At 69.9% G+C, this 26112-nt stretch carries 28 protein-coding genes, 1 tRNA gene and 1 riboswitch; of the genes, 20 read left to right on the top strand and 9 right to left on the bottom strand.

Annotated features, from left to right (window positions below; translation table 11 throughout):
* The first annotated feature begins 86 nt into the window (after positions 1-86).
* The 7 genes from clpS (at position 87) to ACQUQD_RS25270 (ending at position 4862) form a co-directional block, all read left to right on the top strand.
* On the top strand, positions 87-404 hold the full coding sequence (gene clpS, locus ACQUQD_RS25240; RefSeq protein ID WP_428954406.1) for an ATP-dependent Clp protease adapter ClpS: 318 nt from the start codon (positions 87-89) through the stop codon (positions 402-404).
* A 19-nt stretch (positions 405-423) separates the two neighbouring features.
* Positions 424-1023 carry a DUF2017 domain-containing protein gene (locus ACQUQD_RS25245; protein WP_428954407.1) on the top strand — a complete coding sequence of 200 codons (600 nt, stop codon included), beginning with the start codon at positions 424-426 and terminating at the stop codon, positions 1021-1023.
* Positions 1024-1369: 346 nt separating this feature from the next.
* Positions 1370-2806, top strand: coding sequence for an amino acid permease (locus ACQUQD_RS25250; RefSeq protein ID WP_428954408.1), 1437 nt, complete (start codon positions 1370-1372; stop codon positions 2804-2806).
* Positions 2807-2892: 86 nt separating this feature from the next.
* Positions 2893-3309, top strand: coding sequence for a Mov34/MPN/PAD-1 family protein (locus tag ACQUQD_RS25255; RefSeq protein WP_428954409.1), 417 nt, complete (start codon positions 2893-2895; stop codon positions 3307-3309).
* Between the two features lie 90 nt (positions 3310-3399).
* Positions 3400-3501 (top strand): putative leader peptide, encoded by a 102-nt coding sequence (locus ACQUQD_RS25260; RefSeq protein WP_323179532.1) that lies wholly within the window; start codon positions 3400-3402, stop codon positions 3499-3501.
* A gap of 114 nt (positions 3502-3615) precedes the next feature.
* A complete protein-coding gene (locus tag ACQUQD_RS25265; protein WP_428954410.1) occupies positions 3616-3894 on the top strand; it encodes a MoaD/ThiS family protein in 279 nt (92 codons plus the stop codon).
* Positions 3895-3911: 17 nt separating this feature from the next.
* Entirely contained in the window at positions 3912-4862 is a 951-nt protein-coding gene (locus ACQUQD_RS25270; protein WP_428954411.1) for a PLP-dependent cysteine synthase family protein, read from the top strand.
* Positions 4863-4941: 79 nt separating this feature from the next.
* Here the strand turns inward: ACQUQD_RS25270 and ACQUQD_RS25275 are convergent, their stop codons facing one another.
* Positions 4942-5379, bottom strand: coding sequence for a type II toxin-antitoxin system PemK/MazF family toxin (locus tag ACQUQD_RS25275; RefSeq protein WP_428954412.1), 438 nt, complete (start codon positions 5377-5379; stop codon positions 4942-4944).
* Between the two features lie 199 nt (positions 5380-5578).
* On the opposite strand from ACQUQD_RS25275, the gene ACQUQD_RS25280 reads away from it, so the two are divergent.
* The gene (locus ACQUQD_RS25280; RefSeq protein ID WP_428954413.1) at positions 5579-6331 is read left to right on the top strand and encodes an MBL fold metallo-hydrolase; all 753 of its coding nucleotides are present in this window, start codon (positions 5579-5581) and stop codon (positions 6329-6331) included.
* Positions 6332-6399: 68 nt separating this feature from the next.
* Here ACQUQD_RS25280 and ACQUQD_RS25285 read toward each other — a convergent pair whose 3' ends face one another.
* Positions 6400-7677 carry a PTS transporter subunit EIIC gene (locus ACQUQD_RS25285; protein WP_428954414.1) on the bottom strand — a complete coding sequence of 426 codons (1278 nt, stop codon included), beginning with the start codon at positions 7675-7677 and terminating at the stop codon, positions 6400-6402.
* Positions 7678-7923: 246 nt separating this feature from the next.
* Entirely contained in the window at positions 7924-9210 is a 1287-nt protein-coding gene (locus ACQUQD_RS25290; RefSeq protein WP_428954415.1) for a PTS transporter subunit EIIC, read from the bottom strand.
* Positions 9211-9400: 190 nt separating this feature from the next.
* Between ACQUQD_RS25290 and ACQUQD_RS25295 the strand changes: the two genes are divergently transcribed.
* Positions 9401-9634 carry a glucose PTS transporter subunit EIIB gene (locus ACQUQD_RS25295; RefSeq protein ID WP_387217466.1) on the top strand — a complete coding sequence of 78 codons (234 nt, stop codon included), beginning with the start codon at positions 9401-9403 and terminating at the stop codon, positions 9632-9634.
* Positions 9635-9730: 96 nt separating this feature from the next.
* Here ACQUQD_RS25295 and ACQUQD_RS25300 read toward each other — a convergent pair whose 3' ends face one another.
* Complete coding sequence (locus ACQUQD_RS25300) at positions 9731-10936, bottom strand: acyltransferase family protein (protein ID WP_428954416.1); 1206 nt, start codon at positions 10934-10936, stop codon at positions 9731-9733.
* Positions 10937-11242: 306 nt separating this feature from the next.
* Between ACQUQD_RS25300 and rph the strand changes: the two genes are divergently transcribed.
* The 3 genes from rph to rdgB all read left to right on the top strand — a co-directional run bounded on the left by rph (position 11243) and on the right by rdgB (position 13140).
* Positions 11243-11989 (top strand): ribonuclease PH, encoded by a 747-nt coding sequence (gene rph / locus ACQUQD_RS25305; protein WP_428954417.1) that lies wholly within the window; start codon positions 11243-11245, stop codon positions 11987-11989.
* Positions 11990-12111: 122 nt separating this feature from the next.
* Entirely contained in the window at positions 12112-12504 is a 393-nt protein-coding gene (locus ACQUQD_RS25310) for a hypothetical protein (RefSeq protein ID WP_428954418.1), read from the top strand.
* A 30-nt stretch (positions 12505-12534) separates the two neighbouring features.
* The gene (gene rdgB / locus ACQUQD_RS25315; protein WP_428954419.1) at positions 12535-13140 is read left to right on the top strand and encodes an RdgB/HAM1 family non-canonical purine NTP pyrophosphatase; all 606 of its coding nucleotides are present in this window, start codon (positions 12535-12537) and stop codon (positions 13138-13140) included.
* A 55-nt stretch (positions 13141-13195) separates the two neighbouring features.
* On the opposite strand, the gene ACQUQD_RS25320 is transcribed toward rdgB, so the two are convergent.
* The 3 genes from ACQUQD_RS25320 to bcp form a co-directional block, all read right to left on the bottom strand.
* Positions 13196-13279 (bottom strand) — tRNA-Leu (locus ACQUQD_RS25320).
* Positions 13280-13461: 182 nt separating this feature from the next.
* Positions 13462-14967, bottom strand: a complete 1506-nt coding sequence (gene proP / locus ACQUQD_RS25325) for a glycine betaine/L-proline transporter ProP (protein ID WP_428954420.1) — start codon at positions 14965-14967, stop codon at positions 13462-13464.
* 133 nt (positions 14968-15100) lie between these two features.
* A complete protein-coding gene (gene bcp, locus ACQUQD_RS25330) occupies positions 15101-15568 on the bottom strand; it encodes a thioredoxin-dependent thiol peroxidase (protein WP_428954422.1) in 468 nt (155 codons plus the stop codon).
* 148 nt (positions 15569-15716) lie between these two features.
* On the opposite strand from bcp, the gene ACQUQD_RS25335 reads away from it, so the two are divergent.
* From ACQUQD_RS25335 to sugE, 3 genes are all read left to right on the top strand, one after another.
* A complete protein-coding gene (locus ACQUQD_RS25335) occupies positions 15717-16064 on the top strand; it encodes a DUF3618 domain-containing protein (protein WP_428954423.1) in 348 nt (115 codons plus the stop codon).
* A gap of 98 nt (positions 16065-16162) precedes the next feature.
* Positions 16163-16465: a GroES family chaperonin gene (locus ACQUQD_RS25340; RefSeq protein ID WP_428957650.1), complete on the top strand. Its 303-nt coding sequence runs from the start codon at positions 16163-16165 to the stop codon at positions 16463-16465.
* A gap of 55 nt (positions 16466-16520) precedes the next feature.
* A riboswitch (guanidine-III (ykkC-III) riboswitch) is annotated at positions 16521-16591 on the top strand.
* Positions 16592-16623: 32 nt separating this feature from the next.
* A complete protein-coding gene (sugE, locus tag ACQUQD_RS25345) occupies positions 16624-16944 on the top strand; it encodes a quaternary ammonium compound efflux SMR transporter SugE (protein WP_428954424.1) in 321 nt (106 codons plus the stop codon).
* Here sugE and ACQUQD_RS25350 read toward each other — a convergent pair.
* Complete coding sequence (locus tag ACQUQD_RS25350) at positions 16889-19303, bottom strand: transglycosylase domain-containing protein (protein ID WP_428954425.1); 2415 nt, start codon at positions 19301-19303, stop codon at positions 16889-16891. The two genes, sugE and ACQUQD_RS25350, sit on opposite strands and share 56 nt — an antisense overlap.
* Positions 19304-19455: 152 nt before the next feature.
* On the opposite strand from ACQUQD_RS25350, the gene ACQUQD_RS25355 reads away from it, so the two are divergent.
* The 4 genes from ACQUQD_RS25355 to ACQUQD_RS25370 all read left to right on the top strand — a co-directional run bounded on the left by ACQUQD_RS25355 (position 19456) and on the right by ACQUQD_RS25370 (position 22998).
* Complete coding sequence (locus ACQUQD_RS25355) at positions 19456-20259, top strand: ABC transporter permease (RefSeq protein ID WP_428957651.1); 804 nt, start codon at positions 19456-19458, stop codon at positions 20257-20259.
* A 40-nt stretch (positions 20260-20299) separates the two neighbouring features.
* Positions 20300-21076 carry an ABC transporter permease gene (locus tag ACQUQD_RS25360; RefSeq protein WP_428954426.1) on the top strand — a complete coding sequence of 259 codons (777 nt, stop codon included), beginning with the start codon at positions 20300-20302 and terminating at the stop codon, positions 21074-21076.
* Positions 21077-21094: 18 nt separating this feature from the next.
* Positions 21095-22078: an ABC transporter ATP-binding protein gene (locus tag ACQUQD_RS25365; protein ID WP_428954427.1), complete on the top strand. Its 984-nt coding sequence runs from the start codon at positions 21095-21097 to the stop codon at positions 22076-22078.
* A 71-nt stretch (positions 22079-22149) separates the two neighbouring features.
* Positions 22150-22998, top strand: a complete 849-nt coding sequence (locus ACQUQD_RS25370) for a DUF1707 domain-containing protein (protein ID WP_428954428.1) — start codon at positions 22150-22152, stop codon at positions 22996-22998.
* A 23-nt stretch (positions 22999-23021) separates the two neighbouring features.
* Here ACQUQD_RS25370 and ACQUQD_RS25375 read toward each other — a convergent pair whose 3' ends face one another.
* Positions 23022-24344: an SGNH/GDSL hydrolase family protein gene (locus ACQUQD_RS25375; protein ID WP_428954429.1), complete on the bottom strand. Its 1323-nt coding sequence runs from the start codon at positions 24342-24344 to the stop codon at positions 23022-23024.
* A gap of 227 nt (positions 24345-24571) precedes the next feature.
* On the opposite strand from ACQUQD_RS25375, the gene ACQUQD_RS25380 reads away from it, so the two are divergent.
* On the top strand, positions 24572-26035 hold the full coding sequence (locus ACQUQD_RS25380; protein WP_428954430.1) for a DUF445 domain-containing protein: 1464 nt from the start codon (positions 24572-24574) through the stop codon (positions 26033-26035).
* Positions 26036-26112: the final 77 nt, after the last annotated feature.

The raw sequence follows: 26112 nt of genomic DNA on the forward strand, positions 1-26112 counted from the left end.
GATTTCTGCGTCCGATCGTGGAGCAGGTGTGCGGCAAGGCCCGCGCGAGCGGCTCGTTTGTGCGGTTGACGCCTCGTGGTGGCAGCATGGGCCGTGTGACGGCTCCAGCACCCCTTGAGATCGAAAGCCCCGAGACGACGGAGGATCTCTCCGCGGTCCCCGAGCCGGACGTCCCCTGGATCACGCTCGTCCACAATGACCCCGTCAACCTGATGAGCTACGTGACGTATGTCTTCCAGACCTACTTCGGGTACTCCAAGGACAAGGCCACCAAACTGATGATGGACGTCCATCAGAAGGGGCGCGCGGTCGTCTCCTCCGGCAGCCGCGAGGAGATGGAGCGGGACGTCCAGGCCATGCACGGCTACGGCCTGTGGGCCACGTTGCAACAGGATCGGAAGTAATGAGGGGTACAGCGCTCTGATGCCCGGGCACTTCGAACCGATCCCCGGCGGCGGTGCGGCCGTCGCCCTCGACGATGTCGAGATCTCCATCATCCGCTCGCTCGCCGTGCAGCTCCTGGAGCTGATCGGGCCCGGGCCCGGCGGCGAGATCTCCGACGACCCGCTCGCCGAGCTCTTCGCGGAGGGCCCCAGCGAGCCGCCCACCGACGCCGTGCTGCGCCGCCTGCTCCCGGACGCGTACGGCGGTCCGGGCGGCCCGGCGGACGAGGACGAGGCCGAACTGCGCGCGCACTCCTCGGAGTTCCGCCGCTTCACCGAGAACGACCTGCGGGCCGGCAAGCGCGAGGACGCCCTCGTGGTGGTCCGCACGCTGGACGCGCTCAGCCCGGTCGGCGACGGCGGCGCGGTCCTGAAGCTCGCCCCGGACGAGTCGGTCCAGTGGATGCGGGCCCTCAACGACCTGCGCCTGGCCATCGGCACCCGTCTGGACATCACCGACGAGGAGGACACCGACCTCCTCTACCGGCTCCCGGACGAGGACCCGCGCAAGCCGATGGTGATGGCGTACCTGTGGCTGGGCGGCCTCCAGGAGACTCTGGTCGAAACCCTTATGCCCTGACGTGTCCGGACAAGGCGGGGCGCCGCATGGAAGCGCGTTCGCTCAACGGACGCTCAAATCCGCATAACGATCGCATCACCGGCCCGACCCTCAATGCGGTCGCGGGTGCTGTTTGTCCCCTTTTTCCAGTGACCTGTGTCACACGCGCCTCGGTCGGGCACCGTGAACGCCGTGATAAATCTTCACGACCGCCCGACGGACGCCACCCCTGTCCGCCGGGGGCGCCCTTACCGGCCGACCGCCGGTAGGCACAGCTCCATCCATCCCAGGGCCCCACCCCGAAGGATCGTCACAGTCGATCCGAGCCGCGAATGGCACGGATCGGCATGGAGAAAGGCGCACCATCATGACCTCAGTGCAGGTCGACAAGCACAACGCCGGCAATGAGGCCGTGAGCGACGCCGCCGAGGGCGGCGAAGGCTACAAGCGGGGACTCGGCGCCCGGCAGATCCAGATGATCGCCATCGGCGGCGCCATCGGCACCGGCCTCTTCCTCGGCGCGGGCAAGGGCATCTCCAAGGCGGGCCCCAGCCTGATCCTCGCGTACGCCATCGCGGGTCTGGTCATCTTCTTCATCATGCGGGCGCTCGGCGAGCTCCTCATGTACCGCCCCGTCTCCGGCTCGTTCTCGGAGTACGCGCGCGAGTTCATCGGCCCCTTCGCGGGCTTCGTCACCGGCTGGACGTACTGGCTCTTCTGGGTCATCACCGGCATGACCGAGGTGACCGCGGCCGCCACCTACATGACGTACTGGTGGGACATCCCGCAATGGGTGTCCGCCCTCGTCTTCACGATCATCCTGTACGGCGCCAACCTGATCTCCGTGAAGCTCTTCGGTGAGCTGGAGTTCTGGTTCTCCATGGTCAAGGTCACCGCCATCGTCGGCATGATCCTGATCTGCGCCGGCATCCTGACCCTCGGCTTCTCCGACGCCGGCGACACCGCCTCCGTCACGCACCTGTGGGCCGACGGCGGCTTCTTCCCGCACGGCATCGGCAACACCCTCATGACCCTGCAGATGGTCATGTTCGCGTTCCTCGCGGTCGAGCTGGTCGGCGTCACCGCGGGCGAGTCCAAGGACCCGAAGACCGTCCTGCCCAAGGCCATCAACACCGTGCCGTGGCGCATCGCCGTCTTCTACGTCGGCGCCCTGATCATGATCCTCTCGGTCGTGCCGTGGACGAACTTCCAGCCGGGCGTCAGCCCCTTCGTCGCCGCCTTCGAGAAGATGGGCCTGGCCGCGGGCGCGGGCATCGTGAACTTCGTGGTCCTCACCGCCGCGCTGTCGTCCTGCAACTCGGGCATGTACTCCACCGGCCGCATGCTGCGCGACCTCGCGCTCAACGGCCAGGGCCCGAAGGCCTTCACCAAGCTGACGAAGAACGGCCTGCCGCTGATCGGCACGACGGTCTCCGCCGCGCTGATGATGGTCGGCGTCTGGATCAACTACCAGTGGCCCGGCGAGGCGTTCAACTACGTCGTCTCCTTCGCCACCATCTCCGGCATGTGGGCCTGGATCGTCATCCTGATCTGCCAGGTCCGCTACCGCCTCAAGTCCGACCGCGGCGAGCTCCCCAAGTCCGAGTTCCGCGCGCCGGGCGGCATCTGGGCCAGCATCCTCTCGCTCGCCTTCATCGCCCTGGTGATCGTCCTCATGGGCATCGACAAGGACGCGCGCATCTCGCTGTACGCGGCCCCGGTGTGGGGCGTCATCCTCGGCGTCTCGTACTTCGTCCTGCGCAAGCGCAACCCGCAGGGCGCCGCGTTCGCCAAGCGTTCGTAGCCTCCGCATCCGTAGGGCATCTCACCAGGTGGGCCGCCGCGTACCGGACTCCGGTACGCGGCGGCCCACCTGCTTATCCTGGCCGCATGCTGACGATTACCCAGGCCCTGTACGACCAGATCGTGGACCACGCCCGCGCCGACCACCCCGATGAGGCCTGCGGGGTGGTCGCCGGCCCGGTCGGCGAGGGCCGCCCCGAGCGCTTCGTCCCGATGCTGAACGCCGCCCGCTCGCCCACCTTCTACGAGTTCGACTCCGGCGACCTGCTCAAGCTCTACCGCGAGATGGACGACCGCGACGAGGAGCCGGTGATCATCTACCACTCCCACACCGCGACCGAGGCGTACCCGTCCCGCACCGACATCACCTACGCCAACGAGCCGGGCGCCCACTACGTCCTGGTCTCCACCGCCGACACCGACGAGGCGGGCCCCTTCCAGTTCCGGTCCTTCCGCATCGTCGAGGGCCAGGTGACCGAGGAAGAGGTCCAGGTCACGGCCTGACCCACCGGCGGTCTCGCATATCGGACGGATTCCGACCGCATGGTGAGATCACATTCCGGGACCCCGGACGGGAATCGATACGATGAGCCCATGGTTTCCCACGACGTGAGCGAAAAGACGCCGGGCATGCTGCTCGTGGCGCGGCTGCACGTCGATCTGTGCCGCCTCGCCAGCGCCATCTGTCCGCGCTGAGCCGCACCGCCGTACGGCCCCGGGCCGCGGCCCCACGCACCACGAACCATCCAGATCGCTCGCACCGCCGCGCGCTCGCCCACACGACTTCCGACTCCTGACAGGAGCACCAGCATGGCCATCGAGGTCCGCATCCCGACCATCCTCCGCACCTACACCGACGGCGAGAAGGCCGTGCAGGGCAGCGGGGACACCCTCGCCGAGCTGTTCACCGACCTGGACACCCGGCACGCGGGCATCGCCGCCCGCATCGTGGACGGGGGCCAGCTGCGCCGCTTCGTGAACGTCTACCTGAACGACGAGGACGTCCGCTTCCTCGACGGCATCGAGACCAAGCTCTCCGACGGCGACAACGTCACGATCCTGCCGGCCGTGGCCGGCGGCATGCGCTGAGCCGGACGTAGCGACGTATGCGTTACGACAGTCCGCTGGCCGCGGTGGGCAACACCCCTCTGGTGCGCCTGCCGCGGCTGAGCCCTTCCGACGACGTACGGATCTGGGCGAAGCTGGAAGACCGCAACCCGACCGGCTCGGTCAAGGACCGCCCCGCGCTCCACATGATCGAACAGGCCGAGAAGGACGGCCGGCTGAGCCCCGGCTGCACCATTCTCGAACCCACCTCGGGCAACACCGGCATCTCGCTGGCGATGGCAGCCCGCCTCAAGAGCTACCGCATCGTCTGCGTCATGCCGGAGAACACCTCGCAGGAGCGGCGCGACCTGCTCGCCATGTGGGGCGCCGAGATCATCCCCTCGCCCGCCGCGGGCGGCTCCAACACGGCCGTGCGGATGGCGAAGGAACTGGCCGAACAGCACCCGGACTGGGTGATGCTCTACCAGTACGGCAACCCGGACAACGCGGGCGCGCACTACGCCACGACCGGCCCGGAGATCCTGGCGGACCTCCCCTCGGTCACCCACTTCGTGGCGGGCCTCGGCACCACCGGCACGCTCATGGGCGTCGGCCGCTACCTGCGCGAGCAGAAGCCCGACATCAAGATCGTCGCGGCCGAGCCGCGCTATGACGACCTGGTCTACGGCCTGCGCAACCTCGACGAGGGCTTCGTCCCCGAGCTCTACGACGCCTCCGTCCTCACCACCCGCTTCTCGGTCGGCTCGGCCGACGCGGTGACCCGCACCCGTGAACTCCTCCAGCAGGAGGGCATCTTCGCGGGCGTCTCCACCGGCGCCGCGCTGCACGCCGCGATCGGCGTCGGCAAGAAGGCCGTCAAGGCGGGGGAGCCGGCGGACATCGTCTTCGTCGTCGCGGACGGCGGCTGGAAGTACCTGTCGACGGGCGTGTACACGGCGGCGACGACCGAAGAGGCCATCGAGGTCCTGCACGGCCAGTTGTGGGCGTGACCCGCACGGTCCGGCCCCTCCGCGGCCGAGGACCCGGGGCCTGGCCCCCGGACCCGCTCCTCGATCGCCGGAGGGGCTTTCACGCGCCCAGGTGCCGCACCTGATCCCACAGCGCCGGGTCGACGACCCCGGCCCGCCGCCGGAAGTCCGGCACCGGCACCTCGCGCAGCTCGTCCGTCTCCAGATAGCTGGCCCGCCCCTGCGCATCGCTCACCGCGCCCGGCGGCAGCGCGATCACCCCGGGCCGCTCGTCGTGGTACCGGCTGGTGATCTTCGCGACGCGCGCCACACCGCCCCGCACCGCCAGCACCAGGCACGGTCTGTCCTTGGCGCCCGGCCCGTCCTCGTAGGGCACCCGCGCCCACCAGATCTCCCCGGGCCGCGGCCCGCCGGCCACCGGGCCTGAGCCGGTCCGCGGGCGGCGGCGCCGGGTGCCCCGGCCCCATCCGTCGACCAGGGTCGCCACCAGCGCGAGCAGCACGACGGCCGCGAGCGCGAGCCACCAGGACGTGTCCATAGGCATGACGGTACCGGTGGGGCGCACGGGGTGCCGCACCGGGCGAGCGCCCCCCCCGAACCGGTGACAGCGCAGGTGAGTTCGCCCACAACGGCCCACGACGGAGGAGCGACCCACCGTTTTGCGCCTTACGCTCGACGGACCCCTCAGTCCCGCTCCTTACCGCTTCCCGACCGCCAGCGCGGAGGTTCCGGCTCTTATGAAGCTCACCGTCGTCGGCTGCTCGGGGTCGTTCCCGTCCGCGGATTCGGCCTGTTCGAGCTACCTCGTCGAGGCCGACGGCTTCCGGCTGCTTCTCGACATGGGCAATGGCGCCCTGGGCGAGCTGCAGCGCCACTGTGGTCTCTACGACCTCGACGCGATCTTCCTCAGTCATCTGCACGCGGACCACTGCATCGACATGTGCGCGTACTTCGTCGTGCGCTACTACCGCCATGAGGGCGGCCGTTGCGACCCCATCCCGGTCTACGGACCCGAGGGCACCGAGCAGCGGCTGACCACGGCGCACGCCGACACCCCCTCGGCCTCCGCCTTCAGCGAGGTCTTCGACTTCCACACCGTGAAGCCGGGCTCGTACGACATCGGGCCCTTCTCCGTACGCATGGAGAAGGTCTGCCACCCGGTCGAGTCGTACGCGATCCGCATCGAGCACGGCGGCCGCTCCCTGACGTACTCGGGTGACACGGGCCCCTGCGCCGCGCTCGACGAACTGGCCGCGGACAGTGACCTGTTCCTGTGCGAGGCCGCGTTCACGCACGGCAAGGAGAACATCCCGGCCCTGCACCTCAACGGCCGCGAGGCGGGCGACTCGGCCCAGCGCGCCGCCGCCCGCAAGCTGGTCCTGACGCACATCCCGCCGTGGACGGACCCGCAGGTGAACCTGGCGGACGCGCGTGCGGTGTACGACGGGCCGGTGGAGCTGGCGGTGGCCGGGGCGACGTACGAGATCTGATCGTTTCCCGGGTACGACGAAGCCCCGCCGACACATGGTCGGCGGGGCTTCGTCGTACCCGGCAGAGGCTACTTGGCCTCGGCCTTCTGCAGTTCGGCCAGCTCCTCGTCGGACTCACGGCCCGGCGTCGGCAGGTTGAACTTGATGATCGCGAAGCGGAAGACCACGTAGTAGACGGCCGCGAAGCACAGGCCGACCAGGGCCAGCAGCCACGGCTTGGAGGCGATGCCCAGGTTCAGGAAGTAGTCGACCGCGCCGGCCGAGAAGCCGAAGCCGTCCTTCATGCCCAGGCCCCACGTCAGGGCCATGGAGACACCGGTGAGGACCGCGTGGATCGCGTACAGGACCGGGGCGATGAACATGAAGGTGAACTCGATCGGCTCGGTCACACCGGTGACGAACGCGGTGGCCGCGAGGGAGAACATCATGCCGCCGACGACCTTGCGGCGCTCGGGGCGGGCGCAGTGCGTGATCGCGAGGCAGGCCGCCGGAAGGGCGAACATCATGATCGGGAAGAAGCCGGTCATGAACTGACCCGCGGTCGGGTCGCCGTGCAGGAAGCGGGCGATGTCGCCGTGGTAGTCGACGCCGCCGTCGTTGTAGGTACCGGCCTGGAACCAGGGGAAGGAGTTCAGCAGGTGGTGCATGCCGATCGGGATCAGCGCACGGTTGGCGACACCGAAGATGCCGGCGCCGACGGCGCCCGAACCGACCAGCCACTCACTGAAGTTGTGCAGACCCGTGCCGAGCACCGGCCAGATCAGGCCGAAGACGATGCCGACCACGAGACCCGCGAACGCGGAGAGGATCGGGACGAGCCGGCGGCCGCCGAAGAAGCCCGCCCAGTCGGGCAGCTTGGTCCGGTAGAACTTCTGGTAGAGCAGGGCGACGACTATGCCCATCACGACACCGCCGAGGACACCGGCGTTGACCGGGGCCTCGTTCATGACGATCTTGCCGTCGGCGACGCTCGCGACCTTCGGGAGGTTGCTGTCCGTGAAGGTGGCGAGCACCTTCTGGAAGACCAGGTAGCCGGTGACCGCGGCGAGCGCGGTGGAGCCGTCCGACTTCTTGGCGAAGCCGATCGCGATGCCGACGCAGAACAGCAGCGGCATGTTGTCGAGCAGCGCGCCACCGCCGGCGGCCATGTAGCCGGCGAGCTTGTTGATGAAGGTCGGGAACGACTCCCTGCCGAGCATGTCGGCCTGGCCGAACCGGACCAGCAGCGCGGCGGCGGGCAGCACGGCGACCGGCAGCATGAGGCTGCGGCCGATGCGCTGCATGACAGCCATCGCGCCGGCGCCCTTCTTCTTGTCGGCCGCGGGTGCGGCGCTAGCCGTGGACACAACTTCCTCCAGGTGGGCAGGCGCCGCCAAGGGGTCATTGTGGGACGGCGGCGTCTCGAGGGGGACCGTGGCCGACGGCCACATGGTCTACACCACTCAGTGGTGTAGACCTGTTGTAGCACGGTGAAGCTGAGATAAGGAACCCACGATTTCTGTGGTGTGGAACATATGCGTCCGCTTGAGCTCATACGTGACGAAGGGCCCCCGGACCAGAGGTCCGGGGGCCCTTCGGGCAGGGGCGGAAGGCTAGGCCTTGGTGACGTCCTCGACCTCTTCCTCGGGCTCGCGGCCCGGGGTCTTCAGGTCGAACTTGGTGATCGCGAACCGGAAGACCGCGTAGTACACGACCGCGAAGCACAGGCCGATCGGGATGATCAGCCAGGGTTTCGTCGCCAGGTTCCAGTTGATCAGGTAGTCGATCAGGCCCGCGGAGAAGCTGAAGCCGTCCTTGACGCCGAGTGCCCAGGTCACGGCCATCGAGACACCGGTCAGCACCGCGTGCACCGCGTACAGGGCGGGGGCGATGAAGACGAAGGAGTACTCGATCGGCTCGGTGATGCCGGTGACGAACGAGGTCAGGGCCAGCGAGAGCATCATGCCGCCGACGGCCTTGCGGCGATCGGGCCGGGCGCAGTGCACCATCGCCAGGCAGGCCGCGGGGAGGGCGAACATCATGATCGGGAAGAAGCCCGACTGGTAGATGCCCGCGCTGGGGTCACCGCTGAGGAACATGTTGATGTCGCCGTGCACGGTCGTGCCGTCGGGCTTCGTGTACGAGCCGAACTGGAACCACAGCGGCACGTTCAGGAACTGGTGCAGCCCGATCACCAGCAGCGCGCGGTTGGCGACGCCGAAGATGCCCGATCCGACGGCGCCCAGGCCCTCCAGCCAGTTGGAGAAGCTCTCCAGGCCGTCACCGATCGGCGGCCAGATCCACAGGCAGATGACCGCGAAGAGGATGCCGACGAAGGCCATGATGATCGGGACGAGGCGGCGGCCGTTGAAGAAGCCGAGCCACGAGACCAGCTTCGTCCGGTGGAAGCGGACCCAGAAGAACGACGCCAGCAGGCCCATGATGATGCCGCCGAACACGCCCGGGTTCTGGAACTGGAACGCGGAGACGGTGTTGTCCGCCGCCTGACAGCCCGTCGCCACCGCCTTCGCCCCGTCGGCGCAGTCGATCGGGAACTGCCGCAGCACGCCTCGGTAGACGAGGAAGCCGGCCACCGCGGCGAGCGCGGTCGAACCGTCCGCCTTCTTGGCCATGCCGATCGCGACACCGATGCAGAACAGCAGCGGCAGTCCGAGGTCGGCGTCGAGCAGGGCGCCGCCCGCGCCCGCGAAGACCTTGGCCACATTGGTCCAGCCGAGGCCGTCGTCGCCGAAGACGTCGGGCTGCCCGAGGCGGTTGACGATGCCCGCCGCGGGGAGCACGGCGATCGGCAGCTGCAGGCTGCGCCCCATCTTCTGGAGCCCCTGGAAGAAGTTGTTCCAGGGGCTCGGTCGGGGTGCGGCGGCGGCGTTCGCGCTCATGGGCGTCCTCCCGGAACAAGCCACGTTTGGCGGTCGTTGGAAACTGGTGTAGACCAGTCGCGGGACGGGTCGGTCCACGTGCTCGTCATCTTTCGTCACGTGTGGTGCTACCGCTCGTGAAGATGGGCCAACCGTGGGTTACCGTGACAAAACGGCTCACGGCGGGCCAGGGAACAACAGGGAGAACGAAATGGCCACGAAGGCTGAGAAGATCGTTGCCGGGCTCGGCGGCATCGACAACATCGAAGAGGTCGAGGGCTGCATCACCCGGCTGCGCACCGAGGTCAAGGACGCCGGCCTGGTCGACGAGGCCGCGCTGAAGGCCGCCGGCGCCCACGGTGTCGTCAAGATGGGCACCGCCATCCAGGTCGTCATCGGCACCGACGCCGACCCGATCGCCGCCGACATCGAAGACATGATGTGAGCAACCGTCACTGACGGGCCGCACGCGAACGGCCGCCGCTCCCCGATGTACGGGCAGCGGCGGCCGTTCGCGTCCCGGAAGGGCCCGCGCGCTCGGTCAGGCGACCGTCTTCTCACGTGCCGCGGGCCGCGAGCGGCCGAACCGGCGCACGAGCGGAAGCTCGACCAGCCGGTGGAGCAGCCAGGACAGCGCCACCGCGGCGACGGCCGCGCCGGCCAGGAGGGCGATGCCCTCCGTGGTGGAGTACAGCTCCGTGCCGAGCTCCTTGCGGAGCCGGGCCAGCACGATGTAGTGCAGCAGGTAGAAGGCGAAGGAGATCTCGCCCAGCCAGACCATCGTGCGGTTGCGGAACAGGGTGAAGCGGCCCTCGATGTCCGCGGTCGCCGCGGCCGCGATCAGCAGCACGATCGGGATGATCATGGTGGCGCGCTGCCCGTAGAAGGCGGGCATGTGGAAGGTGAGCCAGTACCCGCCGGCCAGCAGCACGAACGACGGGATCATGCCGATGTTGCGCCAGCGCCCGTGCTTGACCGCGAGCGCGACCAGGATGCCGAGGGCGAAGTCGACCACGCGGACCGGCGGCAGCACATAGTTGAACCAGTACGCGGTGGCGGCGAGGTCCTGGCCGCTGGGAACCAGTGGGGCCTTCGGGAACGCCGTGTACGCCACCACCGGGGTGGCCCACACCGCGGCGATCGCCCCGATGATCCAGTACTTCAGGTGCCGGGGCTCGATGCGCCGGAGGACGGCCAGCAGCAGCGGGAAGCTCAGGTAGAAGAGCGCCTCCACGCCCAGCGACCAACTCGGCGGGTCCACGCTGAAGTTGGTGTAGTACTCGGGCACCCACACCTGGACCATGAAGAGGTTGGCGACGGCGATCCGGGTGGAGGTGGCGTCGCCGGCGAAGAGCACCATCGCGAGCACCCAGGCGACCACGTAGGTCGGGTAGATCTTGACGAATCTCCGCCGCCAGAACCCCGTCGTGGTGTCGTTGTCCCGCGCCGACCAGGTCAGTACGAACCCGCTGAGCACGAAGAAGAACGACACGGCGGGCCCGCCGGCCTGGTCGAACCAGTGGAACAACCGGAACTCGGTACGGTCGTCGGCCAGCAGCCGCAGCGACGGGATCGGTATGAAGGCGTGGGCGGCGAACACGGCCAGCGCGGCGAGGAACCGCAGGCCGGTCAGGGACGGCAGCCGGGAGATCGGGGCACGCGTCGGCTCGGCGGCTTCAGCGGCCCGGGCACCCAGACTGCCTTCTCCGTCCGACGCGGAGCCGGTCAGTACTTGGTCAACGGCCATGGGACTTCCGTTCTCGGGTGAGGTTCTGCAGCGGTCTGTCCTGCGGGGCGGGGCTGGCGCTGTCGGGCGAACGCGGTGACTCGGCGGGACGTTCACGCCTGTCATCGGGTGCTTCTCCTCGACCGGGAGCAACACCGTTTTTGTACCGCCGCGCGCTCGTGGATCACTCAAGGGCTGTTGAAGGGACGAGCGGGTTCCGCCTGGGCCGTGCGGGACCTCGGAGTCCGGGCCCGCGCGGCGCGGAGTACGGCGCGGGCCCGCCCCGCGGGACCTTCGCCCCGCGCCCCTGCCGCTAGGCTCCTCCTCATGTCTCGCATCGACGGCCGCACCCCCGAACAGCTCCGCCCGATCACCATCGAACGCGGCTGGAGCAAGCACGCAGAAGGCTCCGTCCTCGTCTCCTTCGGCGACACCAAGGTCTTCTGCACCGCCTCCTTCACCGAAGGCGTCCCCCGCTGGCGCAAGGGCAGCGGCGAGGGCTGGGTGACCGGGGAGTACTCGATGCTGCCCCGCGCCACCAACACCCGCGGCGACCGCGAGTCCGTCCGCGGCAAGATCGGCGGCCGCACCCACGAGATCAGCCGCCTCATCGGCCGCTCGCTGCGCGCCGTCATCGACTACAAGGCCCTCGGCGAGAACACCATCGTCCTCGACTGCGACGTCCTCCAGGCCGACGGCGGCACCCGCACCGCCGCCATCACCGGCGCCTACGTCGCCCTCGCCGACGCCGTCGCCTGGGGCCAGGGCAAGAAGCTGATCAAGGCCGGCCGCCAGCCCCTCACCGGCACGGTCTCCGCCGTCTCCGTCGGCATCGTCGGCGGCGTACCGCTCCTCGACCTCTGCTACGAGGAGGACGTCCGCGCCGACACCGACATGAACGTCGTCTGCACCGGCGACGGCCGCTTCGTCGAGGTCCAGGGCACCGCCGAGGCCGAGCCGTTCGCCCGCGACGAGCTCAACTCCCTGCTCGACCTCGCCGTCTCGGGCTGCGACGAACTCGCCGCCGCCCAGCGCAAGGCCCTCGAGGGCGCCCTCGGAAAAGACCTTGCCTAGGTAAAGAACTCCCCAAGTAGGGTGGCAACCGCACAGCCACCGACTGCGTCACTACGTACGGGTGGACGGCACGCGTCATCAACCGCCGTCCATCCGTCCGTACTTCAGGGGAGGACCGTTCCATGGCCGCGCGCCGCCACCGTCGAATCGCCATAACCGTCGCCGCCGCGGCACTGATCGCGGTCCCGGCCGCCGTCGGCTGCTCCGCCGTCGACAAGGCCCTCGACTGTGTCCAGACCGCCGACTCCATCGCCGACAGCGTCACCGACCTCCAGCAGGCCGTCGAGAACGCGTCGAACGACCCGGGCCAGGCCGACGAGGCGCTCGCCTCCATCGACAAGAACCTCGACAAGATCGGCGACAAGACCGACAACGCCGATGTGTCGAAGGCCGTCGGCGACCTCAACAAGGCGGTGGACAACGTCCGTACGGCCATCAGGAACGGCGACGAGACCCCCGACGTCACCCCCGTCACGGACGCGGCGGGCGAACTGACGAAGGTCTGCACGCCGTAACGGACCCGCGGCGGCGTGAATACTGGAGGCATGACCCGCCTCATCCTCGCCACCCGCAACAACGGCAAGATCGTCGAACTCCGCGCCATCCTCGCCGACGCCGGCCTGCCCCACGAGCTGGTCGGCGCCGACGCGTACCCCGAGATCCCGGACGTCCGCGAGACCGGCGTCACCTTCGCCGAGAACGCCCTGCTCAAGGCCCACGCCCTCGCCCAGGCCACCGGCCTGCCCGCCGTCGCCGACGACTCCGGCCTCTGTGTCGACGTCCTCGGCGGCGCCCCCGGCATCTTCTCCGCGCGCTGGGCCGGCCGCCACGGCGACGACCAGGCCAACCTCGACCTCCTCCTCGCCCAGCTCGGCGACATCGACTCCGCCGAGCACCGGGGTGCCCACTTCGCCTGCGCGGCCGCCCTCGCCCTGCCCGACGGCACCGAGCGCGTCGTCGAGGGCCAGCTGCGCGGCGTCCTGCGGCACACCCCGGCGGGCGCGGGCGGCTTCGGCTACGACCCGATCCTCCAGCCGGACGGCGAGACCCGCACGTGCGCGGAGCTCACCGCCGACGAGAAGAACGCGATCTCCCACCGGGGGAAGGCGTTCCGGGCGCTGGTGCCGGTGGTGCGGGAGCTGCTGGGCTGAGACCCGGCCTCGTACGACGAAGGGCGCTCCCGGTGCGGGAGCGCCCTTCTGCGCGTGCGGTCGGAGGGACTCGAACCCTCACGGGATTTCTCCCACCGGGACCTAAACCCGACGTGACTGCCAATTCCACCACGACCGCATTAAAACGGACATTCCACCTTCCCGGTGCATGTCCCGCCGTCAGTGTACGGGGGCGCCGCCCGGCGCGGGAGCGCGCCGTTGGCCCGCCGCCAAGTTCAGGCCGGAGCCGGACAGTTGGGGCAGAAGCCGGGCCGCCCCGCACGGTATGCGGGGCGGCCCGGCCACGGGAAGCGGAGCAGGTCAGAACTTCGGGGTCGGGGCCTGGGATTCGACCAGGTCCGCCGCTTCCTCTTCCGTCTCCACCGAGGGCGGGGAACCCGCCAGCGGCTTCTGGGCCGTCTCCTTCATGCAGGCCACCGCGATGACGCCGACGAGGGCCGCGGCCATCGCGTAGTACGCGGGCATCATGTCGGTCCCGGTCAGGGAGATCAGCGCCGTGATCACCAGCGGGGTCGTGCCGCCGAAGATCGAGGCGGAGAGGTTGTAGCCGACCGAGAGGGAACCGTAGCGGACCTGGGTCGGGAAGAGCGCCGGGAGCGCGGCCGACATGGTGCCGAGCAGGCAGACCAGGGACAGGCCCAGCATCAGCATGCCGATCGAGACGGCCCACAGGGCGCCGTTCTTGACCAGGAGGAAGGAGGGGATGGAGAGGACGAAGAAGCCGAGCATGCCCGCCATCAGGAGCGGCTTGCGGCCGAAGCGGTCGGAGAGCTTGCCGACCTGGTTGATGACGCACATCAGGATCACCATCGTGGCGATGAGGATCAGCAGGCCGTGGGTCTCGGAGTAGCCCATCTCGTCCGACAGGTACGTCGGCATGTACGACAGGAGCATGTAGTCCGTGATGTTGTACGCGCCGACCAGGCAGATGCAGAGGATCAGCGTCGGCCAGTAGTCGCGGAAGATCCGGAGCAGGTCGCCCTTGGCGGTCGTCTCGACCGAGGAAGCGGCGTCGGAGGCCTTGTGGGCGGACTCGTCCTCGAGCTTCTGGAAGGCCGGGGTCTCGTCGAGCTTCAGCCGCAGGTAGAGGCCGACCAGGCCGATCGGGCCCGCGACGAGGAACGGGACGCGCCAGCCCCAGGACTCCATGCCGTCGCTGCCGAGCGTGGTCGTCAGGATCGTGACGAGGCCCGCCGCGCCGACGTACCCGGCGAGCGTGCCGAACTCCAGGAAGCTGCCGAAGTAGCCGCGTCGCTTGTCGGGCGCGTACTCGGCGATGAAGGTGGACGCGCCGCCGTACTCGCCGCCCGTGGAGAAGCCCTGGATCAGCCGGAAGACGATGAGCAGGACCGGCGCCCAGAAGCCGATCGAGGCGTACGACGGGATCAGGCCGATGGCGAACGTGCCGACCGCCATCAGGATCATGGTCATCGCCAGGACCTTCTTGCGGCCGATCTTGTCACCCATCGGGCCGAAGACCATGCCGCCGATCGGCCGGACGAGGAACGACACCGCGAAGGTCGCGAACGACGAGATCAGCTGGACCGTGTCGTTCCCGGACGGGAAGAAGACGTGGCCGATCGTCACCGCGAGGTAGGAGTAGATGCCGAAGTCGAACCACTCCATGGCGTTGCCGAGCGAGGCCGCCTTCACCGCCCGCTTGACCGCCGTGTCGTCGGTGACGGTGATGTCGGTGCGGCGCAGGGGCGGATTCTTGCGCCGTCTGACGGCACGGAACAGCGCCCGGTGACGCTTGACCGCCTCCGGGTCGGGCGACAGGGGCCCTTCCTCGGTGTCGGTGGACATGGCGATCCCTTCTCTGGACATACAACGCTTCCAAGGGGATCACTTGCTCGATGGTGGCGGTTGCAAACGAAAGTCCCCGTCGGAGGGGACTTTCGTCACAACATGGGTACGCGGCCCGGCGGCCCGGGATCCGTCAGATGCCCAGGTCCTTGATGATCTTCGCCACGTGGCCGGTGGCCTTGACGTTGTACAGGGCCCGCTCGACCTTGCCGTCCTCGTCCACGACGACCGTGGAGCGGATGACACCGGTGACGACCTTGCCGTACAGCTTCTTCTCGCCGAAGGCGCCGTACGCCTCCAGGACCTTCTTCTCCGGGTCGCCGACCAGCGTGACCTTGAGGTTCTCCTTCTCGCGGAACGTGGCGAGCTTCTCCGGCTTGTCGGGGGAGACGCCGATGACGTCGTAGCCGGCGCCGGCCAGCAGCTCGAGGTTGTCGGTGAAGTCGCAGGCCTGCTTGGTGCAGCCCGGGGTAAGCGCCGCGGGGTAGAAGTAGACGATCGTCTTGCGGCCCTTGTGGTCGGCGAGGGAGACCTCGTTGCCGTCGGCGTCGGGCAGGGTGAAGGCGGGGGCGGTGTCGCCGGGCTGCAGTCGCTCGCTCATGTCGCTCGCATCTCCTCGCGGGTGGGGTGACTCCGGACGAGCGTAATAGGGGTGCCGTGGGGTGAGTGCGGCGCCGAGCTGACAGACTGTCCCCTAGCCGTAACGCAGGACCAGCAAGCAGATTCGTAGCGACCACGGAGGCAGTGCGGTGTCGGACACGTCCAGCACGTCGGATACGCCGGATACGCGGACGCCGGCGCAGATCGAGGCGGACATCAAGCGCCGCCGCGAGACCCTGGCCGAGACGCTCGACGAGATCGGGGTGCGGGTGCACCCGAAGACGATCGTCGGCGACGCCAAGGCCAAGTTCGTGTCGAACGTCGACCACACCCTCGGTCGGGCGTACGTCGGTGCGAATCGGCTCGTCTCCGAGGCGAAGGGCCAGTTCGTGTCCGAGGAGGGCGCGCCGCGTCTGGAGCGGATCGTGCCGGCCGCGCTCCTCGTGGTCGGTGTCGTCGGGCTCCTCACGGTGGCCTCGCGCCGGCGCAAGGGCTGACCCGGCGGCGTACATCCGCGCGAGGGACAGGTAGGTTCGTCGGCGTGAGCGGCAATCTCGACAGACACAGCACCCACGACGACAAGTTGCCCATCCGCATGCTGCACGACCGCGTGCTGGTGCGGCAGGACACGTCGGAGGGCGAGCGGCGCAGTGGCGGCGGCATCCTGATCCCCGCGACGGCGGCGGTCGGCAGGCGCCTGGCCTGGGCCGCGGTCGTCGCGGTCGGGCAGAACGTGCGGACCGTGGAACCGGGCGACCGGGTCCTGTACGACCCGGAGGACCGGGCGGAGGTCGAGGTGCGCGGGGTCGCGTACGTGCTGATGCGCGAGCGGGACCTGCACGCGGTGGCCGCCGACCGGTTCGAGGGCTCGGAGGACTCGACGGGCCTGTACTTGTAGGACGTGGCCCCAAGGGCCCGTGCGGGGCTGGTGACCGTTGTCACCAGCCCCTTTTGTCTGCCCTTTGCTATCTTTGGGGGACCCCGACGAGACGCGCCGTACCGGGATCCGCAAAGACGACGCACCCCTGTTGAGAACCACTGACGGAGGTGCCAGTCATGGCCTGGATCCTGATCGTGATCGCCGGACTTCTCGAGGTCGCCTGGTCGATCGGCATGAAGTACACGGACGGTTTCACCCGGCTGTGGCCGAGCGTGTTCACCGGCGCGGGGATCGTCGCCAGCATGATGCTGCTGTCCTACGCCGCCAAGTCGCTGCCCATCGGTACCGCGTACGGCGTGTGGGTGGGCATCGGGGCCGCGGGTGCGGCCATCGTCGGCATGCTGGTGCTGGGGGAGCCGGCGACGGCCGCGCGGATCTTCTTCATCGGCCTGCTGCTTGTGGCGATCGTCGGTTTGAAGGCGACGTCAGGCCACTGAGCGGGCCGCCCGTGTCCGTTCCGCCGGTGTCCGTGCCGCCCGTGCCACCCGTGCCGCCCGTATCGGTCCCTCCGGTGTCCGTACCGCCGTCGGTGGTGGTGCCGCCGTCCGTGGTGCCTCCGTCGGTCGTCGTCCCGCCGTCCGTGGTGCCCTGCGTCTGCCCCTGGTCCTGGCCCTCGTCGGTGCCGCCGGTGTCGGTGCCGCCGTCCGTGGGACCGCCGTCCGTGGGAGTGCCGCCGGTGTCGGTGCCCGGGTCGTCGGGGGAGGCGGACGTGGCGCCGGTGGTCGCGGGCGGCTCCGACGGGATCGGCACCTCCTCGGCGCCGTCCTCCAGCTCGAGGTCGAAGTCGGTGGCCTCGGTGCCGGCCAGGGCCTTCCTGGTGAACTGGGCCCAGATCTGGGCCGGGAACCCGCCGCCGTTGATCCGCGGCAGGCCGGCCGCGCCGTACAGCGACTTGTGGGCGCCGGTGTCCGGGTCCTGGCCCATCACCGAGACGACGGTGGCGAGGTCGGGGGTGTAGCCCGCGAACCAGGCCGCCGTGTCCTCCTCCGCGGTGCCGGTCTTGCCGGCGGCGGGGCGGCCCGCGGCCTGGGCGGCGGTACCGGTGCCGCCCTCGACAACGGACTGCAGGATCGAGGTGGTGGTGTCGGCGGACTCGCGGCTGACGGCCTGCCGGGTGTCCTGCTCGGGCAGCTCGAGGTCCGTGCCGTCCTTGCTGATGGAGGCGAGGAGGGTGTACCTGCCGTGCTTGCCGTGGTTGGCGAGCGTCGCGTACGCCTCGGTCATGTCGAGGACGCTGGCGGTGGCCGGGCCCAGCGCGATGGAGGGGGTCGCGGTCAGGTCGGGGGTGTTCCGCGGCAGACCCAGGTCGACCGCGGTCCGCTTGACCTCGCCCGGGCCGACGTCGACGGCCATCTGGGCGTACACCGCGTTCACGGACTTGTCGGTGGCGGTGCGCACGGTGATGGGGCCGTAGGAGACGTTGTCCTCGTTCTCGGGGGCGTAGTAGCCGCCGTCCCAGCCCTGCACGGGGCGCTCGTCGGTGCCGTCGTAGACGGTGTTGGGGGTGATGACGCGCCCGTCCTGCGTGGTCGAGCCGTTCTCCACGGCGGACGTGAACACGAAGGGCTTGAAGGTGGAGCCGACCTGGTAGTCGCGGCGGGTGGCGTTGTTGACGTACTGCTTCGTGTAGTCGATGCCGCCGTACATCGCGAGGACCTTGCCGGTGGCCGGGTCGATGGCGGCGCCGCCCGCGCGGACGTTGCGGTCGGCCTTGCGGGCGTCCTTGTCGATCTGCGACATCAGCTGGTCGTCGACGGCGTCCACGAAGGCGTCCTGCTTCTTCTTCTGCAGGGTGGTGGTGATGCGGTAGCCGCCGGTGGCGAGGGTGTCCTCGTCGAGGATCTCGTTGTCGGTGATGAAGTCCTTCACCGCCTGCACGATGTAGCCGCGCTGCCCGGACATCCCGGCGGGCCCCTTCGCCTCGTCCGGCACCGGGAACGTCATCGTGGCGCGGTCGGCGGCGGAGAGCCACTTCTCCTTGACCATGCCGTCCAGGACGTAGTTCCAGCGGGCCACGGCCTTCGCCTTGTTCTCCGGGTGCGCGATCACGTCGTACGCGCTGGGGGCATTCAACAGCGCCGCCAGATAGGCGCTCTGAGCGGCCGTCAGGTCCTCGACGTCGACACCGTAGTACGCCTGGGCGGCGGCCTGGATGCCGTACGCGTTGCGCCCGAAGTAGCTGGTGTTGAGGTAGCCCTCCAGGATCTCGTCCTTGGTCGCCTCCCGGTCGAGCTTGATGGAGATGAAGAACTCCTTCACCTTCCGGGAGACCGTCTGCTCCTGCCCCAGGTAGTAGTTCTTCACGTACTGCTGGGTGATCGTGGAGCCGGACTGCTTGCCCTTGCCGGTGACCGTGTTCCAGGCCGCGCGCAGCATCGCCTTCGGGTCGATCGCGGACTCGCTGTAGAAGTCCCGGTCCTCGGCGGCGAGCACGGCGTGCTGCGTCGTCCTGGAGATCTGCGCGAGCCGTACGTTCTCCCGGTTCACCTCGCCGTCGCGGGCGATCTGGGTGCCGTCGGCGTACAGGTACACGTTGGACTGCGCGGTCGCGGCCGAGTTGGCGGGCGGGATGTCCACCAGGGCGTAGCCGAGCGCGAACAGGCCGACGCAGAGCAGGACGAAGCCGATGACGGTGCCGAGGAGCATCCGCCAGGTCGGGATCAGGCGGCGCCAGCCCTTGCGCTTGGGGCGCTTGGCCTTGGCCTTCTTCGTGCCCGGCCCGGTCGGCGCCGGCTGTTGCGATGGCTCGGGCGTGGGCTCGGGCTGCGCAGGCTGGGGCGGCTCGTCGCTGCTCATGTCCTGTGGAACTCCTGATTCGCGTCGCACGTCACGTACGCCTCGTATGACACATAAGCCTCCTACATCACCCAGAAAATGCGTGGCAGGCGTCGCCCGCACTGACTAGGCTCCTGCGCTTCGGCCTATTCGAGGGGGCAGGCGTGGGAGCAGTGCGGCTGTACGGGGCCGTCGCCGCCGGGGCCTTCCGGCGTTACGCAACGTATCGCGGGGCCACCTTCGCGGGGGTCTTCACCAACACCGTCTTCGGCCTGATCATCGCGTGCACCTACATCGCGCTCTGGGACGAGCGGCCCCACCTGGGCGGATACGACCAGGCGCAGGCGCTCACCTATGTGTGGGTCGGTCAGGCGATGTTCTCGGTGATGCTGCTCGGCGTGCCGAACGGGTTCGAGACCGAGCTGGCGGAGCGGATCCGCAGCGGCGACATCGCCGTCGACCTGTACCGGCCGGCCGATCTGCAGGCCTGGTGGCTGGCGCAGGACCTGGGGCGGGCCCTCTTCCAGCTGCTCGGGCGCGGTGTCGTGCCGATGGCGGTCGGCGCCCTGGTCTTCCAACTGGCGCTGCCCACCGATCCGTTGAGATGGCTGGCTTTCCTCGTCTCGGTGACGCTCGGGGTGGTCGTCAGCTTCGCGCTGCGCTATCTCGTGGCGCTGTCCGCGTTCTGGTTCATGGAAGGGAGCGGGGTCGTGCAGATCTACGGGATCACGGCCACGTTCTTCTGCGGGATGCTGCTGCCGCTGAACGTCTTCCCGGGGGCGATCGGAGACGTGGCCCGCGTCCTGCCGTGGTCGGCGCTGCTCCAGGTGCCCGCGGACGTCCTGATGGGCACGCACGACGGCCGCGGACTGCTCGGCAGCTACGCCTTCCAGGCCGCCTGGGCCGCCGGACTGCTCGGTGCGGGCCGCCTGCTGCAGACCACGGCGACGCGACGGGTGGTGGTGCAGGGTGGCTGACCGCACGGGGCAAGTCCGGGACGGAGCACGGTCGTTCGGCATGATCAGCGCGATGTGGATCCGCTCCACGATGACCTACCGCGCGTCCTTCCTGATGACGGCCTTCGGCAACTTCGCCGCGACCGGCCTCGAATTCGTCGGCATCCTGCTGATGTTCTCCCAGGTCGACCGGCTCGGCGGCTACACGCTGCCCGAGATCGCCTTCCTGTACGGGACCTCGGGCGCGGCGTTCGGACTCGCCGACCTGTTCGCCGGGTCGCTGGGGCGGATCGGGCAGCGGGTGCGGGACGGCACCCTCGACGCGTTCCTGGTGCGGCCCGCGCCGGTGCTCGCGCAGGTCGCCGCCGACCGGTTCGCGCTGCGCCGCCTCGGCCGGGTCACGCAGGGCCTGATCGTCGTGGTGTGGTCGCTGCTCGCGCTGGACGTCGCGTGGACGCCGCTGAAGGCGCTGCTGGTGCCGGTGCTCCTGGTGAGCGGCGCCGGGATCTTCACGGCCGTGTTCATGGCGGGCGCGGCGTTCCAGATCGTGGCGCAGGACGCGGCCGAGGTGCAGAACGCGGCGACGTTCGGCGGCAACGCCATGCTCGCCTACCCGCCCACCGTCTTCGGCGACAACCTGCTGCGCGGGGTCACCTTCGTGCTGCCGCTGGCCTTCGTGAACTGGCTGCCGGCGCTCTACATCCTCGGCCGCCCCTACCCGCTCGACCTGCCGCAGTGGGTCGCGTTCGCGCCGCCGCTCGTGGCGGCCGCGTGCCTGGGCGCGGCGGGCCTCGTGTGGCGGTCGGCGCTGCGCGCGTATCGCAGTACGGGAAGCTGAACAGAACGGGAGGGCTTGGTGGTTGAGGGCGAGGCGTTCATCGAGGTGGACGGCGTCGAGAAGGTCTTCGACGTACGGCGCAAGGTGGGCTTCATGCGGCGGGAGCGGCGCGAGGTGCGGGCGGTGGACTCGCTGACGTTCGCGGTGCCGCGCGGCGAGATGGTCGGCTACATCGGGCCGAACGGGGCCGGGAAGTCGACGACGATCAAGATGCTGACGGGCATCCTGACACCCAGCGCGGGCCGGCTGCGGGTCGCGGGCATCGACCCCTCGCGCGAGCGCTCCCGCCTCGCGCACCGGATCGGTGTCGTGTTCGGGCAGCGCACGACGCTGTGGTGGGATCTGCCGCTGATCGACTCGTACCGGCTGATGCGGCGCATGTACCGGATCCCGGACGGGCGGTACGAGGAGAACCTGGCGCGCTGCGTCGAACTCCTGGAGCTCGGGGACCTGCTGGAGGTCCCGGTGCGCCAGCTGTCGCTCGGGCAGCGGATGCGCGGGGACATCGCGGCGGCGCTGCTGCACGACCCCGAGGTGCTGTACCTGGACGAGCCGACGATCGGCCTCGACGTGGTGTCGAAGGTCAAGGTGCGGGGCTTCCTGCGGGACTTGAACGCGGAGAAGGGCACGACGGTCCTGCTGACGACGCACGATCTGACCGACATCGAGCAGCTGTGCCGGCGGGTCATGGTCATCGACCACGGGCGCCTGATGTACGACGGCGAACTGGAGGGCCTGCACCAGGCGGGCGGCGGCGCCGTCGAGCGCACGCTCGTCGTCGACCTGGAGCGGGAACTGCCGCCGCTGGACGTGGAGTTCGCGCGGGTGGTGAAGGTGGAGGGGGCGCGGCAGTGGCTGGCGTTCCCGGCGGGGCAGTCGGCGGCCCCGCTGGTCGCCGCGATCGCGGAGCGCTGCCCGCTGGTGGACCTCTCCGTCCGGGAGCCGGACATCGAGGCGGTGATCGCCCGGATGTATGCCAGGGACGCGTCCGGGGTGGTGTGACGGGGCGGTGGGCGTGCGGATGTGTGGCAGGGACACTTCCGTCACGCCCGAGCGCCCGTACGCTGAGGCGTATGACCGACGAATCGCTTCCCGAGCGTTCCGATGTGCCGTCCGCTCCCGATCTGCGGGCCTCCGACGCCGACCGAGAGAAGGTCGCGGAACGGCTGCGTGACGGGCTCGCCGAGGGGCGGCTCGACATGGAGGAGTTCGAGGAGCGGCTCGAAGCGACGTACAAGGCGCGTACGTACGGGGAGTTGGCGCCGCTGACCCGGGATCTGCCCGGCGCCGGGGTGAGCGCCCCGGTGAACCTTGTGAAGGAGCCGCTGCCCGAGGGCGCCGTGGACTGGCCGGCGCGGATCGGCGGTGAGGCCACCTCCACGTGGGGCGTCGGCGTCATGTCCGGGTTCCAGCGCAAGGGGCGGTGGACGGCGCCGCGGCGGTTCACCTGCTTCGCGTTCTGGGGCGGCGGCGAGATCGATCTGCGCGAGGCGAACTTCGAGGACCGCGAGATCGTCATCAACTGCGTCGCGGTCATGGGCGGGATGAACGTGGTCGTGCCGCCCGGCGTCGAGGTCGTGGTGCGCGGCATCGGCATCATGGGCGGCTTCGACCACAGCGAGGAGGGCGTGCCGGGGGATCCCCGGGCGCCGCGCGTGGTGGTGACCGGCTTCGCGTTCTGGGGCGGCGTCGGTGTGGAGCGGAAGGTCACGCGGGCGGAGCGGCAGCGCCTGAAGGAGGAGCGCCGCAGAGAGAAGCTCGACCGCAAGGCCGAGCGGCTCCAGGAGCTGGAGGGGCGCCGCGACCGGCACCATCACCTGCACGCGGACCGGATGGACCGGCACCGCGAGCTCCTGGAGGACCACCTCGACCGCATCGAGGAGCGCAGGGAGCGCCGGGAGCGCCGCCGGAACCGGGACTGACCGGGAGCGGCGCCCGACAGGACCTAGAGCTCGGCCCCGGTGGATCCCCGCAGGGCCGAGAGGTCGAACGTCTCGGCCATCCGCTGGTAGCCCGCGTCGCTCGGGTGCAGGTGGTCGCCCGAGTCGTAGCGCGGCAGCAGCTTGCGCGGGTTGTACGGGTCGCGCAGCGCGCGGTCGAAGTCGACGTAGCTGTCGTAGACCTTGCCGCCGCGGATCGCCGCGTTCACGCCCTGGCGGACGGCTTCGAGGTGCGGCTCGTACCCCCGGTGCCCCTCGAACGGCATGAGGGTCGCGCCGACCACGCGCAGGCCGCGCGTGTGCGCCTGGCGGACCAGCTCCCGCAGGCCCTCGACGATCTCGTCGGGGTCGGTCTGCTGCGGGTTGCGCAGGATGTCGTTGATCCCGAGGTCTATGACGACGGCGCGGACCCCGGTGCGGCCGAGCGCGTCCCGGTCGAAGCGGGACAGGCCGCTCGGGTTGTTGGCGGGGCGGCCGAGGCCGTCGGACAGCACGCGGTTGCCGCTGATGCCCTGGTTCACGACGCCGTAGCGCGGGGCACCCGACTCCGAGCGGAGCCGGTCGGCCAGCACGTCCGTCCAGCGCCGGTTCGCGCCCATCGTGGAGGTGATGCCGTCGGTGAGCGAGTCGCCGAGGACGACGACGGTGCCCTCGGCCTCGTGGCTGAGCACGTCGAGCGCGGTCAGGTAGCGCCAGTACGGGCTCTGCTCGGTGTACTGGACGCCGCTGGGGTCCTCGGTGAGGTCGCCCTGGGCCACGTACGACATCTGCCGGGCCTGCGGGTGGTAGGTGACCGGTCCGGACGGCGTCGGCGAGTACGTGGTGACCAGCATGTCCGCGTCGCGCGGCACGCGCAGGCGCGCGGCGTCGCTGACGACCTGCTGGCCGGCCGGGATGACGACCGAGGTGTTCCCGGAGAACGTCAGACGGCGCACGGTGCCGGCCAGTGCCGTCGGACTGTTGGGCGCCGAGGCCACGGCCACGGAGGCGTGCGTGATGCTGAGGGGCTGCTGCCCGTACAGATTGGAGAGGGTGATGCGGGCACCGGTGCCGCCGATGCTGGTGTGCACGACGTTGCGGATGGAGCGGCCGAAGAATCCATTCGTCTCCGTGCCGGGCTCGGCGCCCGCGGGGGAGGCGGACCAACTGCCCGCCCAGGTACCGGTGGAGGCCGGAGCGGCCGACCCGTGCGGGTGGGCACCGCCCGCCTGGACGGAGCCTTCGTCGCCGCGCAGGACGCCGGAGAAACCGACGTAGATGGCGGCCGAGATCACTACGGCGACCGCGACGAGCGCGGCCAACAAGGCATAACCGTGACGCCTGGCCATGCGGTGTGTGTCTCCTCGGGCAGGGGGAGCCCGAGGCTCCGGTGTGATGAACCCATGATGCGTCATGGGACGGGACGAGGCCGACACTGCCCCCCTCCGATCACTCAGACGCCGGGAACTTGTGGTTCGTTCCAGGAGTAGGTCAGGAAGGGACAATGTGTGAGGCGAATGACATCTGACGGACGCACGGACGTGGAGCGGGCGATGACCGGGACGGAGCGGGCCGGATGGCCGGCGGCGTAGGGAACGGAACGGGCGGGGCGGACGAAGCGGGCACGTCCGCGGCGAAAGGCGGGTCCGCGACGGAGGGCGGAAGCGGGCCTGTGCCGGAGGGCGGAGGCGGGCCTGTGCTGGAGAAAAGGGGCGAACCGGACACCGGGGAGTATGCCCGCCCCACCCCCGCCGAACCGCGCGCCGCCCGTCGCTTCACCGGCGAGTTCAGCCCCGCCGACGAGGAGAAGCGGCGCGGTGTGCGCCGGATGAAGGCGACGGCGACCGGCCTGCTGGTCCTCGTCGCGGTCGTCTACGTACTGGCGACCTGGGCGGAGCACTCCGGGGCCGGCGCCTGGGCCGGATACGTCGCGGCGGCCGCCGAGGCCGGCATGGTCGGCGCGCTCGCCGACTGGTTCGCGGTCACGGCCCTCTTCCGCCGCCCTCTCGGCCTGCCCATCCCGCACACCGCGATCATCCCGACCAAGAAGGATCAACTCGGCGTATCGCTCGGCGAATTCGTCGGTGAGAACTTCCTGTCCGGCGATGTCGTCCGCGACCGGCTGCGCGCCGTCGGCATCGGCTCCCGGCTCGGCGCCTGGCTCGCCGAGCCCGAGCACGCCGACCGTGTCACCGCCGAGCTCGCCACGGCCCTGCGCGGCGCCCTGACGGTGCTGCGCGACTCCGACGTCCAGGCGGTCGTCGGCGAGGCCATCACGCGCCGCGCCGACAACGCGGAGATCGGGCCCGGCATCGGGAAGATGCTGGAGAAGGTCGTCGCCGACGGCGGCCACAAGCGGGTCGTCGACCTGGTGTGCGCGCGGGCCCACGACTGGCTCGTGCTGCACTCCGACTCCGTCATGGACGCGGTGCAGGGCGGCGCCCCCGGCTGGACCCCCCGCTTCGTCGACAAGCGGGTCGGCGAGCGCGTCTACAAGGAGCTGCTGCGCTTCGTCACCGAGATGCGGGACATGCCGGAGCACCCGGCTCGCGGCGCCGTCGACCGCTTCCTGAAGGACTTCGCGGGCGACCTCCAGTCCGACACCGACACCCGGGCCCGCGTGGAGCGCCTGAAGTCCGAGGTGCTCGGCCGCTCCGAGGTGCAGGACCTGATCGCCTCCACCTGGTCCGCGGTCCGCTCGATGATCGTCGCGGCCGCCGAGGACGAGCGCAGCGAGCTGCGGCTGCGGGTCCGGGCCTCGCTGCTCTCGCTGGGGCGGCGGATGGCCACCGACGCCAAGGTGCAGGGCAAGGTCGACGGCTGGGTGGAGGGCGCCGCGGTCTACGTCGTGACGACGTACCGCGCCGAGATCACCTCCCTGATCACCGACACGGTGGCCGGCTGGGACGCGGAGCACACCTCACGGAAGATCGAGGCGCACATCGGCCGTGACCTGCAGTTCATCCGGATCAACGGCACGGTGGTGGGGTCGTTGGCGGGGTTGCTGATCTATGCGGTGTCGAAGGGGTTCGGGGCGTAGCCGGATCAAGCCCCTGAGGCGGTCGAGGAGCGGCGTCCGGGGCGGAGCCCCCGGACGGTGCCGCCCGTCGCGGGCCG

The sequence above is a fragment of the Streptomyces sp. cg35 genome, assembly GCF_050410835.1.
In the GTDB taxonomy this organism is placed as follows: domain Bacteria; phylum Actinomycetota; class Actinomycetes; order Streptomycetales; family Streptomycetaceae; genus Streptomyces.

Coding starts and splice junctions, on each gene's coding strand:
- clpS (WP_428954406.1), top strand. CDS start 87: ATGGGCCGTGTGACGGCTCCAGCACCCCTTGAGATCGAAAGCCCCGAG.
- ACQUQD_RS25245 (WP_428954407.1), top strand. CDS start 424: ATGCCCGGGCACTTCGAACCGATCCCCGGCGGCGGTGCGGCCGTCGCC.
- ACQUQD_RS25250 (WP_428954408.1), top strand. CDS start 1,370: ATGACCTCAGTGCAGGTCGACAAGCACAACGCCGGCAATGAGGCCGTG.
- ACQUQD_RS25255 (WP_428954409.1), top strand. CDS start 2,893: ATGCTGACGATTACCCAGGCCCTGTACGACCAGATCGTGGACCACGCC.
- ACQUQD_RS25260 (WP_323179532.1), top strand. CDS start 3,400: ATGGTTTCCCACGACGTGAGCGAAAAGACGCCGGGCATGCTGCTCGTG.
- ACQUQD_RS25265 (WP_428954410.1), top strand. CDS start 3,616: ATGGCCATCGAGGTCCGCATCCCGACCATCCTCCGCACCTACACCGAC.
- ACQUQD_RS25270 (WP_428954411.1), top strand. CDS start 3,912: ATGCGTTACGACAGTCCGCTGGCCGCGGTGGGCAACACCCCTCTGGTG.
- ACQUQD_RS25275 (WP_428954412.1), bottom strand. CDS start 5,379: ATGGACACGTCCTGGTGGCTCGCGCTCGCGGCCGTCGTGCTGCTCGCG.
- ACQUQD_RS25280 (WP_428954413.1), top strand. CDS start 5,579: ATGAAGCTCACCGTCGTCGGCTGCTCGGGGTCGTTCCCGTCCGCGGAT.
- ACQUQD_RS25290 (WP_428954415.1), bottom strand. CDS start 9,210: ATGAGCGCGAACGCCGCCGCCGCACCCCGACCGAGCCCCTGGAACAAC.
- ACQUQD_RS25295 (WP_387217466.1), top strand. CDS start 9,401: ATGGCCACGAAGGCTGAGAAGATCGTTGCCGGGCTCGGCGGCATCGAC.
- ACQUQD_RS25300 (WP_428954416.1), bottom strand. CDS start 10,936: ATGGCCGTTGACCAAGTACTGACCGGCTCCGCGTCGGACGGAGAAGGC.
- rph (WP_428954417.1), top strand. CDS start 11,243: ATGTCTCGCATCGACGGCCGCACCCCCGAACAGCTCCGCCCGATCACC.
- ACQUQD_RS25310 (WP_428954418.1), top strand. CDS start 12,112: ATGGCCGCGCGCCGCCACCGTCGAATCGCCATAACCGTCGCCGCCGCG.
- rdgB (WP_428954419.1), top strand. CDS start 12,535: ATGACCCGCCTCATCCTCGCCACCCGCAACAACGGCAAGATCGTCGAA.
- proP (WP_428954420.1), bottom strand. CDS start 14,967: ATGTCCACCGACACCGAGGAAGGGCCCCTGTCGCCCGACCCGGAGGCG.
- bcp (WP_428954422.1), bottom strand. CDS start 15,568: ATGAGCGAGCGACTGCAGCCCGGCGACACCGCCCCCGCCTTCACCCTG.
- ACQUQD_RS25340 (WP_428957650.1), top strand. CDS start 16,163: ATGCTGCACGACCGCGTGCTGGTGCGGCAGGACACGTCGGAGGGCGAG.
- sugE (WP_428954424.1), top strand. CDS start 16,624: ATGGCCTGGATCCTGATCGTGATCGCCGGACTTCTCGAGGTCGCCTGG.
- ACQUQD_RS25350 (WP_428954425.1), bottom strand. CDS start 19,303: ATGAGCAGCGACGAGCCGCCCCAGCCTGCGCAGCCCGAGCCCACGCCC.
- ACQUQD_RS25360 (WP_428954426.1), top strand. CDS start 20,300: ATGATCAGCGCGATGTGGATCCGCTCCACGATGACCTACCGCGCGTCC.
- ACQUQD_RS25370 (WP_428954428.1), top strand. CDS start 22,150: ATGACCGACGAATCGCTTCCCGAGCGTTCCGATGTGCCGTCCGCTCCC.
- ACQUQD_RS25375 (WP_428954429.1), bottom strand. CDS start 24,344: ATGGCCAGGCGTCACGGTTATGCCTTGTTGGCCGCGCTCGTCGCGGTC.
- ACQUQD_RS25380 (WP_428954430.1), top strand. CDS start 24,572: ATGGCCGGCGGCGTAGGGAACGGAACGGGCGGGGCGGACGAAGCGGGC.